The 18,549-nt window shown below is 40.5% G+C and carries 16 protein-coding genes; 8 read left to right on the top strand and 8 right to left on the bottom strand.

Annotated features, from left to right (window positions below; all coding sequences use genetic code 11):
- Positions 1-151: 151 nt before the first annotated feature.
- The 4 genes from M8998_RS06650 (at position 152) to M8998_RS06635 (ending at position 6,117) form a co-directional block, all read left to right on the top strand.
- Positions 152-1,213, top strand: a complete 1,062-nt coding sequence (locus M8998_RS06650; RefSeq protein WP_249991589.1) for a sialidase family protein — start codon at positions 152-154, stop codon at positions 1,211-1,213.
- Between the two features lie 213 nt (positions 1,214-1,426).
- Entirely contained in the window at positions 1,427-3,634 is a 2,208-nt protein-coding gene (locus M8998_RS06645) for a TonB-dependent receptor plug domain-containing protein (RefSeq protein WP_249991586.1), read from the top strand.
- 28 nt (positions 3,635-3,662) lie between these two features.
- Positions 3,663-4,895: a DUF4374 domain-containing protein gene (locus tag M8998_RS06640; protein ID WP_249991584.1), complete on the top strand. Its 1,233-nt coding sequence runs from the start codon at positions 3,663-3,665 to the stop codon at positions 4,893-4,895.
- 58 nt (positions 4,896-4,953) lie between these two features.
- Positions 4,954-6,117, top strand: a complete 1,164-nt coding sequence (locus M8998_RS06635; RefSeq protein ID WP_249991582.1) for a PepSY-associated TM helix domain-containing protein — start codon at positions 4,954-4,956, stop codon at positions 6,115-6,117.
- A gap of 78 nt (positions 6,118-6,195) precedes the next feature.
- Here the strand turns inward: M8998_RS06635 and M8998_RS06630 are convergent, their stop codons facing one another.
- Both M8998_RS06630 and M8998_RS06625 read right to left on the bottom strand, forming a co-directional pair.
- A complete protein-coding gene (locus M8998_RS06630) occupies positions 6,196-7,314 on the bottom strand; it encodes an acyltransferase family protein (protein ID WP_249991580.1) in 1,119 nt (372 codons plus the stop codon).
- Positions 7,315-7,460: 146 nt separating this feature from the next.
- Positions 7,461-7,922 (bottom strand): hypothetical protein, encoded by a 462-nt coding sequence (locus M8998_RS06625; protein WP_249991578.1) that lies wholly within the window; start codon positions 7,920-7,922, stop codon positions 7,461-7,463.
- 352 nt (positions 7,923-8,274) lie between these two features.
- Between M8998_RS06625 and M8998_RS06620 the strand changes: the two genes are divergently transcribed.
- Complete coding sequence (locus M8998_RS06620; protein WP_249991576.1) at positions 8,275-11,562, top strand: CheR family methyltransferase; 3,288 nt, start codon at positions 8,275-8,277, stop codon at positions 11,560-11,562.
- Positions 11,559-11,924: a response regulator gene (locus tag M8998_RS06615; RefSeq protein WP_249991574.1), complete on the top strand. Its 366-nt coding sequence runs from the start codon at positions 11,559-11,561 to the stop codon at positions 11,922-11,924. The genes M8998_RS06620 and M8998_RS06615 overlap by 4 nt, the downstream gene beginning before the upstream one ends.
- Before the next feature lie 39 nt (positions 11,925-11,963).
- Here the strand turns inward: M8998_RS06615 and M8998_RS06610 are convergent, their stop codons facing one another.
- Positions 11,964-12,350 (bottom strand): NINE protein, encoded by a 387-nt coding sequence (locus M8998_RS06610; RefSeq protein WP_249991572.1) that lies wholly within the window; start codon positions 12,348-12,350, stop codon positions 11,964-11,966.
- Positions 12,351-12,443: 93 nt separating this feature from the next.
- Between M8998_RS06610 and M8998_RS06605 the strand changes: the two genes are divergently transcribed.
- Positions 12,444-12,809 carry a DUF4260 domain-containing protein gene (locus M8998_RS06605; RefSeq protein WP_249991570.1) on the top strand — a complete coding sequence of 122 codons (366 nt, stop codon included), beginning with the start codon at positions 12,444-12,446 and terminating at the stop codon, positions 12,807-12,809.
- A 66-nt stretch (positions 12,810-12,875) separates the two neighbouring features.
- Here the strand turns inward: M8998_RS06605 and M8998_RS06600 are convergent, their stop codons facing one another.
- Positions 12,876-13,079, bottom strand: coding sequence for a hypothetical protein (locus M8998_RS06600; protein WP_249991569.1), 204 nt, complete (start codon positions 13,077-13,079; stop codon positions 12,876-12,878).
- 407 nt (positions 13,080-13,486) lie between these two features.
- Here M8998_RS06600 and M8998_RS06595 point away from each other — a divergent pair, with 407 nt between their 5' ends.
- Positions 13,487-13,678 (top strand): cold-shock protein, encoded by a 192-nt coding sequence (locus tag M8998_RS06595; protein WP_249991568.1) that lies wholly within the window; start codon positions 13,487-13,489, stop codon positions 13,676-13,678.
- 218 nt (positions 13,679-13,896) lie between these two features.
- Here M8998_RS06595 and M8998_RS06590 read toward each other — a convergent pair whose 3' ends face one another.
- From M8998_RS06590 to M8998_RS06575, 4 genes are all read right to left on the bottom strand, one after another.
- Positions 13,897-14,958 (bottom strand): fatty acid desaturase family protein, encoded by a 1,062-nt coding sequence (locus M8998_RS06590; protein WP_249991566.1) that lies wholly within the window; start codon positions 14,956-14,958, stop codon positions 13,897-13,899.
- Between the two features lie 318 nt (positions 14,959-15,276).
- Positions 15,277-16,569 (bottom strand): anthranilate synthase component I family protein, encoded by a 1,293-nt coding sequence (locus M8998_RS06585; RefSeq protein WP_249991564.1) that lies wholly within the window; start codon positions 16,567-16,569, stop codon positions 15,277-15,279.
- A gap of 10 nt (positions 16,570-16,579) precedes the next feature.
- Entirely contained in the window at positions 16,580-17,851 is a 1,272-nt protein-coding gene (locus M8998_RS06580; protein ID WP_249991562.1) for an adenylosuccinate synthase, read from the bottom strand.
- A 153-nt stretch (positions 17,852-18,004) separates the two neighbouring features.
- Positions 18,005-18,496 (bottom strand): Fur family transcriptional regulator, encoded by a 492-nt coding sequence (locus M8998_RS06575; RefSeq protein ID WP_249991560.1) that lies wholly within the window; start codon positions 18,494-18,496, stop codon positions 18,005-18,007.
- Positions 18,497-18,549 lie beyond the last annotated feature (53 nt).

Genomic DNA, 18,549 nt, shown 5'->3' with positions numbered 1-18,549 from the left:
ATACAAAGATCTCCGCTTTTTTCTTCAAAAATGTATACATATTGCGGAACTTATTACCCTTATTACTGATATTGATCGCTAGTCGGCACTATTTTCTTGGCTGAACTTTTCAGGCCATCGTAAAAATCATTACCTTCAAAAAACAAAACCTATGAGATTTCCGATTTTAACACTGATTGTTTTTTTAAACATCATCGCTTGTTCATTTGCACAATCCTCCGAGCCTGGACATTCTGCCTTGATGATGAAGGTTAGCGATGAATTTGTTTTTCAGGAAGATAAGTTCTTTGCCCAGTGCCATGCATCTACACTCGAAGAAACAAAGGATGGCACATTGTTATCCAGCTGGTTTGGTGGAAGCCACGAAGGCAATAAAGATGTGGTGATCTATGGTTCACGCCAGGCCAATGGACGATGGGAAGATCCGCAGATTTGGGCTGATGGTAGAATGAACGATACGGTGCAATACCCTTGCTGGAACCCAGTGCTCTTTCGTGCAAAAGATGAAACAGAGATCTTCTTATATTATAAAGTTGGTCCTAATCCTCGTGAGTGGTGGGGTATGGTCAAAACATCACTGGATGGTGGAAAAACATGGGGAGAGCCTCGGAGACTTCCAGAAAATATTTTAGGCCCGATAAAAAATCGACCATTAGAATTGAGCGATGGCACTATCGTGTCTCCATCGAGCGTGGAATTGAGCGAAGAGCGCTGGCTATCGCATGTAGAAATCAGTAAAGATCGGCAAAAAACATGGCAAGCTTTTCCTGTCGATCATCAGTCAGAATTGAATACTATTCAACCCAGCGTAATTGAATACGCAAATGGAAGATTGCAAGTTTTTTGCCGCAGTAAGGAAGGTGTGGTGACAACAGCGACGTCAGAGGATCAAGGACGCACTTGGTCCAACATGCAACAGACCAGCTTGGTCAATCCTAACTCCGGTACGGATGTTATTCGTATCAATGATTTGCTTTTTATCGTTTACAATCCAGATATTCCAGGAAAAGATTGGTGGGAAGGACGTACGAAGCTGCGATTGGCCTGTTCAAAAGACGGCTATACCTGGGAGGATGTCTTTACCTTTGAAGATGAGGATAAGGGAGAATTTAGCTACCCGACTATTATACAAACCGCCGATGGTCTGATCCACGTTAGCTATACCCATAACCGAAAAAATATCCGACATTTCGTATTGGCAGATAGGGGATAATTATAAGGCTAGCGATTCTCCATCGACTCTAGTGATACTCGCGTTAGGGATTATTATTTTTTATATTTTTTATTTATTTGTTTATCAAGCGATTGTGTTTTGTTTTTAACACCAATCCACTAGGTTTGAAGTTTCTGAATTTAGGCATCAATACTATTTGAATTTTCACAATTTCGTCGTATCATTGCACGTAATTTATTCTAATTCTAAATAGTGGGTGATATAACAATTCCGATTCGTCGCAAAGCTAGTACTCTTTTTGGCTGGTGCACGCTTGCTGCATTTATGTTGATATCGGTAACTCATGTACAGGCACAAAATGTACGTGACACAATTCCGACCGATACATTGAAGCGCAAAAATGTGGAGGAAGTACAGGTGGACGGAAATGCGGCGATCAGAAAAGTAAAGGAACAGGCTTATAATATCAATGTGATTGATGCTAAGCAGCTATACAATTCCTCTTTGGATATTAACCAGGCGCTGAATCGTACTACCGGGGTGCGGGTACGGGAGGATGGCGGACTAGGTTCAACATTTAATTTCTCGCTCAACGGCTTTACCGGCAGACAAGTTAAGTTCTTTATCGATGGTCTGCCGATGGATAATTTTGGTTCGTCCCTCACGCTGAATAATCTTCCGACTACCATGGCGGAGCGAATTGAGATTTACAAAGGCGTATTGCCAGTGAGCCTTGGAGCAGATGCTTTAGGAGGAGCTGTTAATATCGTGACTCGGAAGAATGCGAACTATTTGGATGTGTCGTATGGATTAGGTTCTTTTAATACGCACAAAGCAGGGGTTAACGGTGCTTATACCAACGCTAATACCGGATTTACCATCCGTGCAAATGCTTTTTACAATTATTCAGATAATAATTATCGCGTACGTGTCCGTCCTGTAGATCTGAATTCTGGTCAATTACTCGAAGAACAGGAGGTAAAGCGTTTCCATGATAGCTATAATTCGATTGGCGCACAGGTAGATGTCGGACTGACGGGTCGATCTTACGCAGATCATCTCTTGTTTGGTGCTATCGTATCTGGCAATGATCGGGATATACAGACGGGCGTGACCATGCAACAAGTTTTTGGTGGTCGAACAGCTCACAGCAGTTCCGTTATTCCTACATTAAAGTATAAGAAAAGTGATCTATTTATAGAAAATTTGGATTTTACGTTATATAGTGCCTACAATCTCACGACAAATAATTTTATCGATACCACACGTTTGCGGTTCAATTGGTTGCAAGAAACTGTTCCAACTACAGCTGCAGAAGTGCTGCGAAGCCAGCTGAAAAACCGTGATAATGAATTATTATCAACAGCTAATCTTTCTTATAAGCTTGGCCAACATCAGGCGCTGTCACTGAATTATTTGCTTACCGATTTTCGTAGACAATCCAGCGATATAGAAAACCCAGATAACCCAACATTTTTGATGCCTCAAGGTTTGCGTAAGCAGAATGTAGGGCTAGCTTGGCAGACGACTTACGAGCGATTTACCGCAACTGTATTTGGGAAAATGTTCTTGCTTAACGCTAAATCGTTTGAAGATGTATCTAGGAATACCGTTCCAGACTATCAGCCAACCACATTACAGAGTACAAATGGTGGCTTCGGTGCAGCAACTTCTTATTTCATCCGAGCAGATTTACAAACCAAAGCATCTTATGAGCGTACTTACCGCTTGCCCGAGGCGATTGAATTGCTCGGCGATGGCTTATTTGTACGAAGAAACACAAACCTCAGGCCTGAGCGTAGCGATAACCTAAATTTGGGGGTTTTGTACACGGTATTAAATGAAGGCATGCATCGCTTGAATTTAGAGGGTAATTTTATCTTTCGTAATGCCAAAGATTATATTCGCCAAGATCAGCAACAATCGCAACCTGTAGATCGCCAATTTATCAATGTGGGCGATGTACGCACTACAGGAGGAGAGGCGGAGATTCGATATAGCTGGAATAACCGGTTTTTTGCGAATGTAAATGCTACCTATCAACACATTATCGATCGCACAGAGTTTTTGATTACCGAAAACCTTACCGGAGTGACCCGAACTCCCAATCTAAACTTTGGTTACCGCATTCCTAATATGCCTTATTTCTTCGGAAATGCGAATTTAGGTGCTCGTTTCGAACCATTAGGTAATGACCGCGACGTACTTAACCTCAATTACAACGTCAATTTCGTAGAACGATATTTCCTGACGCCAAGTCAGCTAGGACTAAACAATACAGACATTATTCCACGTCAGGTATCGCACGATTTTATCGCGGATATGGCATTTGGTAACGGCAAATACATCGTCGCTGCCGAGTGTCGCAATCTCTTTAATAGCGACCTTTTTGATAATTATTTATTACAAAAGCCAGGGCGCTCTTTCTTTTTAAAACTAAGATATTTTATCACACAATAACATCACTTAACAAGTAAATAAAGCAATCATGAATACGACAAAAGTATCTCAATTCATACAAAGCAGTGTATGCCTTGCCGTAGCGCTAGGACTAGCGTCTTGTAGCAAAGACAATAATAATTTAAATACCGTTCCGTTAGATGGCAATGTGTATACCTTAGGATTAGGTGTAACGACACCTGAAGGCACTACGAATTATGTGACCTATACCAACGATTTAATGAATGGAACGATTTCTCTTCTTAAGAACGGTAGCTTACAAGATGGATATCGCGATTATGCTAACATCGGAAATTATTTCCAAGCGGTAGGCGGTTTGGGGCTTACTGACGTAAACACCTACTACGTCCAAGCCAATGCCTTCCAAGTTAAGACAGGATTGAACTTATCTGCGAGACCCGTAGACACGATGGATCCGGATGGAAAAGGAACGACTATGATTGCCGTTACATTACCCGCTAAACCAACAGAAGGTACAGAAATGTCTTTCGCAACGGTGGATGTCGCTTCCAATATGATTACGTCTACAAAAAAGGTTACGGTAAATAATACGAAATTCCCTATTGAAAACGAGTGGATGTTGCATACAGGACTTGCGATTAGTGGCAATCAGGCTTTCCAAACGATCTTGCCGTTTGACTCAGAAGGATGGAATACCAGAAAAACGGATAAAACCTATGTTGCCGTATACAGCTATCCGGAGTTTGTCTTACAAAATGTGATCACCGATGAGCGTACTGGTCCGGCTGGAGCATTCGGTACTCGGTCAGGTATCTTTGCAACCGAATCAGGTGATGTGTACACCATCTCCCACAGTGGGTATGGCTATAATCAACGTTCGAAGGCGCCTGCGGTATTGAAAATTGCATCTGGTACGGCTACTTTTGATACGAACTACTTATTTGAGACCATGAAGGTGGATAATGGCGGTCGTATCGTTCACGCGATCTACATTGGTAACAACAAGCTTTTTGCGACAGTAAGTACGGGTGAACAAGCGGCACAATGGGACGATAAAAATTTAAAATTTGCGATTGTAGATTTGAAAGCACAAACCATTACAGCGGTAGCAGGCTCGCCGACCTTCTCAGGTAATGGCGGTCGTAGCTTTGCAGCATTTCACCGCAACGGTAAGGCTTATGCAGCAGCTACGGTGAACGAGGTACTTAATGTTTATGAGATTGATTTGACTCGTGCTACGGCACGTAAAGGTGCGCAGGTAGATGCGTCTTTCGTGGGCGGTTTGGGACAAATCCAATAATTGTAGATTGCAAAAAAGATTCCGATGCTTTACCAAGAGCATCGGATTTTTTATGAATATGAGAGATAAAAAAACAAATAAAGGCAAGGGATTTGCTCGTAAAATCAACGACTGGCTGCATTTATGGTTGGGACTGGCATCTGGTATTGTTGTATTTATAGTTAGTATCACCGGATGTTTTTATGCTTTTCAATCCGAGATAAAGGATGCTTTAGAGCCGTGGCGTTTTGTAGAGGTGCAAGCTGATGGTTTCGTGCCACCGAGTAGACTGCTGGATACAGCCGCGAAATATATGCCTGGTCAGGTGGCAAGCGGACTAACTTATGCCGACGAGCAGGGAGCCGCCGCAGCGGGATATTTTGGACAGGAAAATGGTAAGCGAACTTTTTCCGTCGTTTTTATGAATCCGTATACCGGAGAGTTTCTAAAGAAGCAGCAGACTAGAGGAAGTGGAGAGTTTGACTTCTTTCGTTTCATTATCGACGGGCACCGTGCCTTGTGGCTTCCTTACGAAATTGGTCGTCCTATTGTAGGTGTAGCTACTTTGGTTTTTGTGTTATTGCTGATTACCGGTTTGGTCATGTGGTGGCCGAAGCGTTGGAATAAATCCAATAGAAAGAAAAGCTTTAGCATCAAATGGAATGGCCGCTTTAAGCGCATAAACTATGATTTGCATAATGTGCTGGGCTTTTATAGCTTACTGTTAGCGTTGGCATTGGCTGTTACGGGTCTCGTCTGGAGCTTTACCTGGTTTGATAAGGCATTATATTATGTCGCTTCTGGTGGGGAACACAAGTCTGAACATCATCATCCGCATTCCGACCTATCTAATAAAGATAGAGATTGGACCGCTTCCATCACTCCGCTCGATAGTGCTTGGTACGCAACCCTAAAACAAGTCGATCAGGTCGGAGGTATGTATATGACACCTTATCTAACAGATGAAGATGACTCTTATGAAATTTTAGTATATCACGATGTTGGTTCATTTTATAATCAAAGTGAGTTTTTCTATGATCGCTATACCTTACAACCATTGGAAATGGAGGGTAGTAAATTCAGTGAAGCTAAGTTTGCCGATCGTCTACAGATGATGAATTACGACATACACATTGGTGTGATATGGGGATTCCCGGGCAAAGTATTGGCTTTTCTGGTTAGCTTAATCTGCGCCAGCTTACCGATTACTGGGTTTCTAGTGTGGTGGAACAAAAGGAAATAGCCTAATCTCGTAAAATCAAGAATTAGCCATCCTTTTGTTGATTGATCGTTTGATTCTTAATAAAAACGTGATAACACATTATCTCCCAATCTTCTTTCGTAACCATTTTCGTACCGGCTCATCATACCATTTTAGTGAGGCGTACGCCAATGCGATACTGGCTAACAGAATGAGCAAGGCTATTGGCCAAACTTCCCAGAGGGTCATGCCTCCGTTATTACTGATCCAAGCCACATAGAAATAAATTATTGGGAAATGCACCAGATAAAGCGGGTAAGAAATATCACCTAAAAACTTACAAATTTTGCGTTCAGTTTCAGAATGAATAAATCCACTTGCACCCAGATAAACGATCAAAGGAAAGATCACGATAATGCATAAAGACTCATAAATTCCATTGATCCAAACATGATTAGCACCTCCTATACGTGGCATAAATAATACAAGCACAATCAATAAGCTACACCAAGCCAAAGCATGGTTTATACGAGTCGGTTTGGTGATTCTTGAAAGTAGTAGGCCGGCAAAGAAAGGATACATGACGCGCGTAAAACCAATGTATACATGTTCTACATTTAAGGTCCAGCCTCCACTTACATCACCTCGGCTGATCGCTAAATGTGCCAATGCTACACCAGCAATGATTACCACAGTAGTCAGCGCTTTGTTGGATAGCTTACGGATACCTATCGCATAAAGGATATTGGCAAGGTATTCGAATAATAATGACCAGCCAACGCTATTTAGCGGATGCATTTCTTGCCAACCGCGTATATCTAATGAAAGTGGAACAGGAAGAACGGTGTAACCGATGAACAATACTAGAAGCATTTTCCACACAGGTACTGTATGGATAAGTGGCCAGATTTCGGAATCAGTAAAATAGAAACCAATAGCCCCTAAAGTCATACCAAGTACGACCATTGGCTGTAGTCTCTCTACACGGCGCATTAAAAAACTACCTACACTCATCCGCTGCCACCGCTCATCATAGGCATAGCCAATGACAAATCCTGACAAAAGAAAGAAAAAATCAACAGCAAGGTATCCGTGATTTACTAGAATATCCATCGGTCCGCTCGCCAGCGCTTCTGTAAGATGAAATAGGACAACAATAAGGGCGGCCACACCCCGTAAACCATCTAATATCAAGTAATGTGGCTTAGCAGATTGGCTATCTTGAAAATCAGTATTCATGAATAGATTTTATTCGGTAGTTTTTAGTAGTACGACCTTCGTCAGGGGTAAAACTAAATAAATGAAACTTGTAAAATCATCCAAATAGTATCAAAACTTATCCCATTCTATAAAAAGCCACCTATAGTCAGTGAAGTGACGGCTAGCTAGTTGTTTTTAGAAGTCAAGACTTGTAATTCAGTGAGTATGCTGATTAATTTTTCTTGATCTCGCGCAGCGAAAATCTTTCTGTCACCATTGTGCAACAGCAATTTGATACCCGGCTGGCGTCCTCCTAAATAAGCCATATTGGTCTGCATGCTTCGAAATCCTATACCGAAGATTTCCCGGATCGGCTTGTAGTTTTCTACGCGTATTTCTCGAACGGCACTCCACTTGCTTAAATCACTCGGGAGTATAGATAATGTACTTAGGTAAAAACCTTCTTTCGTGATCTTCAGTTCAGCGCGGATATTGTTTAGAAGAAGCAGAAACAAACCGCAACAAATAGTGAAAGTGATTAAATGGATATCGGACACGGGTTTATCACCGAGCGGATGATTATAGATAACCTGTCTTAAGACGCCATATAAAAGCAGTATATATGATGCAAAAAGAGGAAGCAGCATAAATCTGAAGTGTTTTGTACTTTCTTTAAATAAAATGGTTTGGTTCATAATAAACGGTCTGCTCTTTTACAATAAGTAATATATTCATTTTATAGCAGATGTAGCACGCATTTGCTGTAGAAATTATTGTTAAAGGGTTTTTCGCCATACTCATTCAGGAGTAGTAATAATTGTTACATTATTAATTCGAGCGTTAACGTTATTCAAAGGGAGCACTTTTGTAAGTGTAATACTTGATATTAATAGAGTTTTTGGATTCTGCCTGGAGTCTCCAAGGCAAAATATGCACGATTTTTGAGCTTAGAATGTTTATCTTGCTTCCACAAAACCTGTGGTTGTTGGGCCGCGATTTATGGCATTAAAAAAAAACAAGAATCAGTCTGGGGTGAATGATCAATTTCCTATCATTGGAGTAGGTGCATCTGCGGGTGGATTGGAAGCTATAAAGGCTATGTTATCAACTATACCAGCACATTCTGGTATGGCATTTATCATAGTACAGCATCTTTTTCCGGAAAAAACCAGTTTGTTGCCTGATATTCTACAAAAGATCACAAAAATACCGGTAGTATCTATTACAGAGCACCTGCATATTGAACCCGATCATATCTACGTAATTCCGCCAGGAAAAATAGTGACAGTAGCCAATGGTCTGCTCAAACTTAATCCTAGGCCCACAAGGGAAAAGGCGAATAAAGCAGTCGACGCACTATTTATATCGATGGCATCTGCTTACGAATCAAGCTCGGCGGCGGTGATACTTTCTGGTATGGGTATAGATGGTACTGCTGGGATGAGCGCCGTAAGAGAGCAGGGAGGGTTGACTATTGCGCAAGATAATTCCGCCGGTTTTACTGCCATGCCGGGGCATGCAATTGATGCAAACATCATCGATTTTGTTTTACCTCCTGAGCAAATAGGTAAAAAGCTTACCGATTATTTTGCCATGTTGCGAAAAGGATGGTCGGACAGAGAGCCGATCTCCAAATCTGTTGATGAGGAATCGACTTATAGAAAAATCATGGAGCTGATGCATCAACGTAAGGCTGCAGATTTTAGCTTGTATAAGCAAACCACGGTTAGGCGTCGTATTGTACGCAGAATGCTGATGTTGAAAATTGTGGATATTTCGGCATACCTTAAGTATATAACGGAGCATATTACAGAGCAAGATTTATTGTTTTATGATTTGTTGATTTCGGTTACGTCATTTTTCAGAGATCCTTACTGTTTTGAGTTATTGATTAAGAAGATCGTACCGTTAATGCTGGACGGTAAAAATAATGGAGAACCAATAAGAATATGGGTAGCGGGCTGCTCTACAGGGCAAGAGCCCTACTCCATAGCGATCGCTTTGCACGAGTTTTTTGGACAACAATTACATCAGCAACGCATCCATATTTTTGCCACAGACATTTCTGACAAGTCAATCAAGATTGCCCGAAGCGGAGTGTATCAAAAAAAGGATCTCGAAGGCGTAAGTGTGGGGCGGTTAGCAAAGTACTTTGAGAAAGATAAAGGTCACTATGTAGTTTCAAAGACCATTCGGGATATGTGTGTATTCGCTGTACACAATTTCCTGAAAGATCCGCCCTTCGCGAAAATGGATTTGATTACATGCAGAAATGTGATGATTTATTTCAAACCGTTTTTGCAAAAGAAGGCGATTGCTATTTTTCATTATGCCTTGCGTGACAAAGGAATTCTTTGGCTCGGAAATTCAGAGACAGTGGGCTCCGCTTCAGAATTTTTCAATCCATTGCAGCGGAAAAGCAAATTTTATACACGTAAACCTGGAGTCGGCAGGTACATCACCATCATGGGCGAAAGTAAAGAAACGATATTTGAGGAAGAAAATATGTCGCTTCATAGAAAAGAAGTAAAAACAGAGAATTATCAAAAAAGTGCAGATGAGATTGTTCTGGCAAAACATGCTCCCGCTGGGGTGATTGTGAATGATCAGTTTGATATTGTACAATTTCGGGGAATCACCAGTCGATTCCTGGAACCCCCTTCTGGTAAAGCTACTTTCAACCTCATGAAGATGGCGAAGGAAGGGCTTTCTTTTGAATTGCGGAATGCACTTCATCGAGCTCAATCATCGAGTGAACCGTTTTCGAAATCTGGCGTGTCTATCAATGGAGGAGAAATCATGGTGGGCATAGAAGTTATTCCTATGCTGAATACCTTTGATCCCTATTATTTGGTGCTTTTTAAAGAAGAGCCAACGATGCCTATGCGACGTAAGGTATCTGCCAAAACCATAAAAACAGCGGAACAGGAAAGAATTTTACAGCTGGAAAGAGAGCTCACTCAAATTCGGGAAGATATGCGTAGCATTACCGAAGCGCAGGAGATTGCCAAAGAAGAGCTGCAAAGCTCTAATGAAGAATTGTTAAGTGGTAGTGAAGAGCTGCAGAGCCTTAATGAAGAGTTGGAAACGAGTAAAGAGGAATTGCAAAGTACCAACGAAGAGCTCCTTACCGTCAATCAGGAATTGTTCGAGAGTAACGAAGAATTAAACATTAGCCGCAAACTGGCGGAAGCTACTATCGCCGTGTTGCACGAGCCGCTTATTATGTTGAACAGTGATCTAATGATTCAAAGCGCAAATAATGCTTTTTGTAAGATATTCAGGATCAGTCAAGAACAAGCTGTTGGTAAAAGCTTTTACCAACTTCAAAATGGGAGATGGAATATACCAGGTCTTGCCAAAGAGTTTGCGCGTATTTTGCAAAACAATGAAAAAATAATCGAAAAAGAGATCAGCTTTACTTTTCCAACACTGGGAGAGCGCGTAGTTAAATTTAATATCCAACCTGTTAAGAAGGCTAATGGGGAGCAGTTAATTTTGCTGGCAATGGATGATATTACAGAGCGTAAAAATGATATTCTAGAGCAGAAAGTGTTTTCTGAGGAACTACAGAAACAGATTGCGGAAAAAGTGAAGTTGGAACGTCAAAAAAATGACTTCATCAGTATGGCCTCGCATGAGCTGAAAACGCCTGTGACCAGTATTAAAGGGTACACGCAAGCATTACATCGTCGATTTCAAAAAGAGGGTAATAAGGAAGCCGAAGATTTTCTGGCTAAGATGGATAATCAAATCAATAAGCTGACCTCCTTGATTGGAGATTTGCTAGATGCCACCAAAGTCACTGCCGGTCAGCTAGAGTACAATATAGATCTTTTTGATTTTAATGATTTGGTGAAGGAAGTTACGGAAGAAATGCAACAAACCTCCAGAAAACATCAGATGAAATTAAGTCTAGATACATCGGTCACTTTGCGAGGCGATCGTAATCGTATTGGGCAGGTAATTACCAATTTATTGTCCAATGCTATTAAATATTCTCCTAAAGCAGATCAAGTGGTGGTATCTACTTCTTTAGAGAACAACAAGATCAATTTGTCCGTAAAAGACTTTGGTATTGGTATATCCGAAGAAAATCAAAAGAGTGTTTTTGAACAATTTTTTAGGGCGAGTGGATTTTTACAGAACACCTTTTCAGGACTGGGTTTGGGTCTTTTTATATCTTCAAAAATCATCATTAGACACCATGGAGATCTTCGAGTAAGTAGTGCTGAAGGAGAAGGGTCAATTTTTACTATTTCACTCCCTGTAGAAAACGAAAAATGAAAAAAATACTTGTCGTAGACGACAACGAAGGAATTCTTGATGTGCTGAGTATCATCCTTGAAGGAGAAGGATATGAAGTTCAACAGATAATTGAACCAGAAAAAGTGTTGAATCTTGGTTCTGATCTCCCGGATTTGATTCTTTTAGATATCTGGATGTCTGGTGCAGATGGTCGTGTGATTTGTAGGCACTTGAAAGATCAGCCAAAGACCAAGCATGTGCCTGTTTTACTGATGTCTGCGAACAAGGATATCGCAGAGATTGCAGAGGAAGCAAGCGCCGATGGATACATTGCTAAGCCCTTCGAAATGGAAGAACTTATCGAGATGGTGGGACGTTTCGTGAATAAATCAGCAGGTTAACGTGACGCTAACAAGATAGTTTGCTATAGTGCTTCGCAATTAGATTAACTTTCTTTTCGCTTCATCAAAATCAGTTTGCGTAATAATTCCACGTTCTTTAAGTATATATAGTCGCTCTATTTCGGAGGTGATATCCTTATCTGCAACCGTGTTGTGGGGAGTGTAGTTGTTGATTATTTGGTTAGTAAATTGTGGGGCGTTGATTTGAGGAGCAACATGCATATTGCTATTATACTTTCTGTTAAAGTTTTCTGTACTCATGAGTAGGAAGCAAACGAAATCAAATAATGCAATACATGCAGGAATGAAGGTCCAGCAAAAAATAAGATAGGCGAAACCAAGTCCTGTTTGTCCCAAATAGAAACGATGTGCTCCAATTCCACCCAGGAAAAAGGCTAATAATGCTGTAGTTGTTTTGTCTTTCATTTGACAAATCTAGCTTCATGACGAGTAATATTTTTACGGTTTACAGTAATTATTAAAGTAAGTGTTCGAGGCGCTATTATGAAAATATACATTATGAAAAATTTGATGCCAAACGTATTAAAGCTGGAAGAACTTGCGCAATTCCTGCTTTCGATCTTTATGTTTAGTCAGTTGAGCTATTCCGGTTGGCTATACCCAGCATTGATATTGTTACCCGACGTATCTATGTTGGGATATCTCTTCGGCACCAAGGCGGGTGCTTTGCTGTACAATATTTTCCACCATAAGTTTGTGGCTATTGCTATTTTACTTGTTGGGTTTTGGCTACAAATTGATGTTTTAATCCTTGCTGGAGTTATTCTATTTGGCCATTCGGCGATGGATCGTCTATTTGGTTACGGTCTTAAGCATGAGGATAGTTTTAAACATACCCACTTGGGATGGATAGGTAAGAAATAAGGAAAAATTATGCTGTATGTACTAAGTTATACAGCATAATTTGTTCAGGTTATATACCTCTCTCTTTTAATCTTTCTTCTCCGGAATTTTTGCTTCCGGATCGTTTGGAAGATCGTTTATCTGTTCCTCTTTGGAGTCTATTCCAGCTTCCGCATCTTTATTTTGTTTGTTCTCTTTATTCTTTTTCACTACGGAAGTGAGTTCTTGATATGTCTCTTCTGGTTTATCTTTTTTTAAACCGGTATTTTTTGTTTCTACTTTCGTTGCCATAAGTGATCTGTTTTTAGTGAGAACTATTTGAGGTAGAATTTTGTAGCTGTAACCTTCTATATTAACCTCGTAATAATATAAGCCATTCAGGATATATATTGTTTTTCGGTGCCGCATATTGCGTACTTATTCATAAGATGTAGTATTTGATACAAACCGACTATTATCGCTGAAAAGCAATCAGTGAAGGCATTCTGGTTCAAGATGTGATCCTTATAAGTATCCAAAAAATAAAAGTATTGATTTGCTCAGGTAGCGGAAACGTTTACTAAAGAAGATAGGTGCACCATGTAACGCTATAATCTCGCTAATATGTTAAAATAATCATTTGATTATAGGTTTTGTGCGTATAGCAAATTATTTTATGTACATTTACATAATTAATAATATTTTATCCATACAAAGCAATGCAAGAAGGCATAGTAAAATTTTTCAACGAGACCAAGGGTTTCGGATTTATAACTCCAAATGACGGTGGTCAAGAAGTTTTTGTTCATGTTTCAGGATTGACTCAAGATATCCGTGAGCAAGATCACGTTTCTTTTGAAGTTGAACAAGGCAAAAAAGGCCCAAACGCAGTAAATGTTAAGTTGATTTAAGTTAATTTTTGCATATATTGTATTAACCGTCCTGCTTACGCAAGGCGGTTTTTTTATGCTCTTAATTTTAATTCGCTTGAAGTGATAGATACCATTACAGGTATGCAACACACAAAAGAGCGGTCACGCTATAATAGCATGACCGCTCTTTTTGTGTGTTTAGATTGGTGACGTTTGTTCCGATAGTAAAGCTCAGTAAAAATTGAGCTTATCGCCAATTAGCGAGACATACTTTTGATCACGCTTGCATGAGATTTCCAGGCTTGGCCAAAGGACGCAAACTCGATATAATTTACCCGAAACTCTTCGCATACGTTTTTTACAATTTTATTGATCTCTGGGTAATGAATATGGCTGATCTTTGGAAACAAGTGATGCTCCACTTGAAAGTTTAACCCTCCCAACAACCATGTCAATACCTTATTGCGCGTAGCGAAGTTTGCCGTGGTACTCAACTGGTGTACGGTCCACTCGTCTTCCATACGGCCTGGCTCGCTTGCAGTAAACTCGGTCTCTGTCACGACGTGTGCCAGTTGGAATACAGTCGCCAGACAGATGCCACAGGCGAACCCCGCAATCAACAAACCGATTAATGCCGGAAGCCATCCTACCAAGATAACTGGAATCGTAATAAATAGTTGAAAATGTACGATTTTACTGATCCAAAAGATCCACTTCTCTTTGTTTGGCATATTGAACAGAGCTGAATGTTTACCTAGTCTGCGTCTGAAGTATTTTTCGTAATCCTGAAAAAAGATCCACGCTAGGTAGGATATCGCGTAAAGCACTGGAAAGTAGAAATGTTGGTAGCGATGATGGCTTTTAGGTTCTTGAGAATCATGGATGCGCAGGAACTTAATTTCAATATCGTGATCTTCGCCCTCAATATTTGTATAAGTATGGTGTGCTATATTATGCTTTAGTTTCCATAGATAAATATTTCCACCAAGCGCATTTAAAGAGTAGGAAAGCAAGGTATTCACGTTTTTATTGCTCGACAAACTGTTATGTCCTGCATCGTGCATAATATTAAATCCTATTGCAGCAAAATTTACCCCCAGCAAAATACATAAGACGACGGAAATTGGCCAGAAAGGCGATACAAATACCAAAATACTATACAGAATAATAGCTGAGCTAATAAGCACGATCGTTTTCTGATACATCTTTGAGCCGCCGGTAGTGCGCTTAGCTGAATTTTGAAAATATTCGTTTACCCTGCTTTTCAATATTTTAGAGAAGGAAGTATCGGTATTGTTGAATTTTGTTGATTTTTTCATGGTGCTATTTTAAAATCTCGCCTCACTTACCCATAGAAATACTAAACGGAGTGAATAGGGGCTAAGGGTTTTGATATACTGCGAAATAATAGACGAGTTTTGAGTGCCGTGATTTTCAAACGGTAAATACAATTTTTTACATTGTAAATGTACTTCTTTTATTTTATAATAGCTCATAGCTATATCATCATTCGAAATAAATAACGTATTCTTAACATGATACGAAGAATCGGTGCTATTTTTTATTGTGCCGGTTTGCTAGGCTTCAGATACATTTTGAATGCTATAGGGCAGTTTTTTGTACATTCGGAATACCGCTTAATCCTCCAATTGCGTATGTAAAGCCATCAATATGGCATTCGCCTTTAAAAGACACTCGGAATATTCTTTTTCTGCTTCTGCATCAATCGTAATAGCACCACCGGTATGGAAAGAAAGGTATTGCTTTCTGCTATTGTATAGCAACGTGCGGATCACTACATTAAAATCAAAGGCTCCGTCTGGGGCGAAGTAACCTACAGCGCCAGCATAAACACCTCGCTTAGATTTTTCGTAGCGCTCGCAGAGTTGCATGGCTCGAAGTTTAGGTGCTCCCGTCATCGAGCCAGCCGGAAAAATACGCTTTATAGCTTCCAAATCAGTTACATTAGGATCAATCTCACAGGTAATGGTAGAAATCAATTGATGTACTTGACGAAAAGTATGTACTTGCGGCTGGCGTTCAGCGGCCACGCTTCCGGCTTTAGCGCTTCTAGTCAAATCGTTACGTACCAGATCCACAATCATCACGTTTTCAGCGATTTCCTTCGGATCAGATTTTAACCGCTGTATGATCTCCTGATCTTCATTTTCAGTATTGCCACGCTTGGCAGTACCTTTTATAGGCTGAGACAATAGCGTGGTACCCCGTTTTGCAATAAAGCGTTCGGGCGAGGCGGAAAGGATGTAGTGTTCTCGAAATTTAAAAAAAGTAGAAAATGGGGTAGGAGATACCGTATTTAATTCCCAGTAGATGCTTGGCGGATGAATAGCACAATTTTCCTGGTAAAACTCCTGACAAAGATTCACTTCGTAAATGTCGCCCCGCTGAATATGCTGTTTTAACTGCTGAAATGATTGCATATAGGCTTCCTTACTCATCCGTTTTCGAAACGGTTTTGCCAAATTAGTTGAGTCGAACAGTAGGGAGGTACTACAAATGCGATCATAAATGTCTTGTGCGTTCACCGCTTCCAGAGTATCTATAGTCACTTTTCCATGTTGAAAACGGAATACTATTTCCGGGACGAAAAAGTATGCATCTGGAAATTCCAGTTCATCCGGTAGAGCCGTGTGAAGATCCTCGATTTCGTTCTTCAGATCGTAACCAAAAAAACCAAGCATCCACTCTTGGGGATGCTTGGTTTTAAAAGCCTCTATTTTTTCAAACGTATTGTCGCCATCGGCAACAATTTCCCGATGAACACCTACTGCTAACAGACTTTGGATATTGGCATAAGGATCACCAAATTCATTGGAATGAAGCAGGCAAGCTGTCTCAAAAGAATCCGCCCAAAGCAATGCTTTAGCCAGAAAATCTTCTGCTTCAATCGCTAATGTTGCCGTAGGCATTTCTTGTTTTTTATAATACGATAGTCTGTACGCGATCCGGACCTACTGATAGGTACTTAATCGGCACTTCCAGCGCTTTCTCCAAATAAGAAATGTAATTTTTCAAAGCAGCAGGGATTTCTTCTGGTTTTCTAATACCCGTTAGATCCTGATTCCAGCCTTCGATTTCCTCATATACTGGCTCTGCTTCATTCGTGATAATCTCGTAAGGCATGTAGTCAATTACTTCACCATTGTGTTTGTAATGTGTACAAGCGTAGATCTTATCGAAAGTGTCCAATACGTCTGCTTTCATCATGATTAATTCGGTTACACCGTTAATCATAATCGCATATTTCAACGCAGGAATATCAATCCATCCGGTACGTCTGGCACGGCCAGTAGTTGCGCCAAACTCGTGACCCAACTGGCGAAGTTGTTCTCCAGTCTCATCATGCAGTTCTGTCGGAAACGGCCCGCCACCAACGCGGGTAGCGTAAGCTTTAAAGATACCATAGACAGCACCAATACGATTGGGAGCAATGCCCAATCCAGTACAAGCACCCGCCGTGGTTGTATTAGAAGATGTGACGAAAGGATATGATCCAAAATCAACGTCTAACAATGTTCCTTGTGCACCTTCGGCTAATACGCGTTTGCCATCCTTAAGGTATTGATTAACCAAATGTTCCGAGTCCACGTGAGGAATCGTTTTCAGGAATTCAATAGCCTCTAAAAATGCTTTCTCCCGATCAGCGAAATCAGGCAGTTCGCCGTAATGCGCTAAGATGGACAAATGCTTCTGTTTCAGCTTCTCATAGCGATCTATAAAGTCCGGTAGGGTGGTGTCGCCTACACGAAGACCATTTCTGCCTGTTTTATCCATATAGGTTGGTCCGATACCCTTTAAGGTGGAGCCAATCTTGCCCGTTCCCATGTTAGTTTCAGAGGCAGCATCCAATAATTGATGCGTTGGCAAGATCAAGTGCGCTTTGCGTGCGATGACCAATTTGCCTTTTGCAACAGGATCAAAACCAGCTTGTTTAAGGTTGTCCAGTTCCCTTTTCAGAATAATAGGATCGATTACCACACCATTACCGATGAGGTTTAGGGTGTCTTCATTAAAGATACCGGAAGGAATGGTGTTTAAAACGAATTTTTTGTTGTCAAACTCCAGCGTGTGGCCAGCATTCGGTCCGCCTTGAAAACGGGCAATCAAATCGTATTTCGGGCAAAAAACATCGACGATTTTTCCTTTACCTTCGTCGCCCCATTGTAAGCCCAAAAGGACATCAACTTGCATATTGAATTGTGATATATGAATAAATAATTTGTATACTTTGCAATGCGCAATACATAAAAAAGTTCGGGATAACTGATGTGTTCAATTATCCCGAACAAAAGTACTATTGTTATCTAGAAAAGTGAAACTTATGTCAAAAAAGCAGACATATCACTACGCTTCAGAGGCAACGGTCTGCGCGGCAGACTTCGCAGCTTCTTTTTCTCTACATTCTTCACAGACTCCATACAAATTTAAGGAGTGATGTTTAATCTCGAACTTAAGCAATTCTCCCATCATGCTTTGGATCTGATGTATTCTTGGGTCACAAAATTCGACCACCTTATTACATTCAATACAGATGACATGGTCATGCTGCTTATAGCCGTAAGATTTCTCAAACTGTGCCATATTGCGACCGAATTGATGCTTAGTCACCAAATCACACGAGACTAATAATTCCAGTGTATTATATACTGTCGCTCTACTCACCCGATATTTCTTGTTTTTCATGTGGATATACAACGATTCCACATCAAAGTGATCTGTGCGTGAATAGATCTCTTCCAAGATGGCATATCTTTCTGGGGTCTTTCTGAGATTTTTATTTTCCAGATAAGCCTCAAATATCTTTTTTACTGTTTCGTAACTTTCACCTTGCTTCATACATTCCTTGTAGTCTTCTGTACAAATTTACCAAATTTTGCTGGGATTTCATA

The sequence above is a fragment of the Sphingobacterium sp. lm-10 genome (assembly GCF_023554555.1).
In the GTDB taxonomy this organism is placed as follows: Bacteria; Bacteroidota; Bacteroidia; order Sphingobacteriales; family Sphingobacteriaceae; genus Sphingobacterium.
The sequence above is the reverse complement of the archived record's forward strand: the minus strand, read 5'-3'. Positions and strand labels throughout refer to the sequence as shown.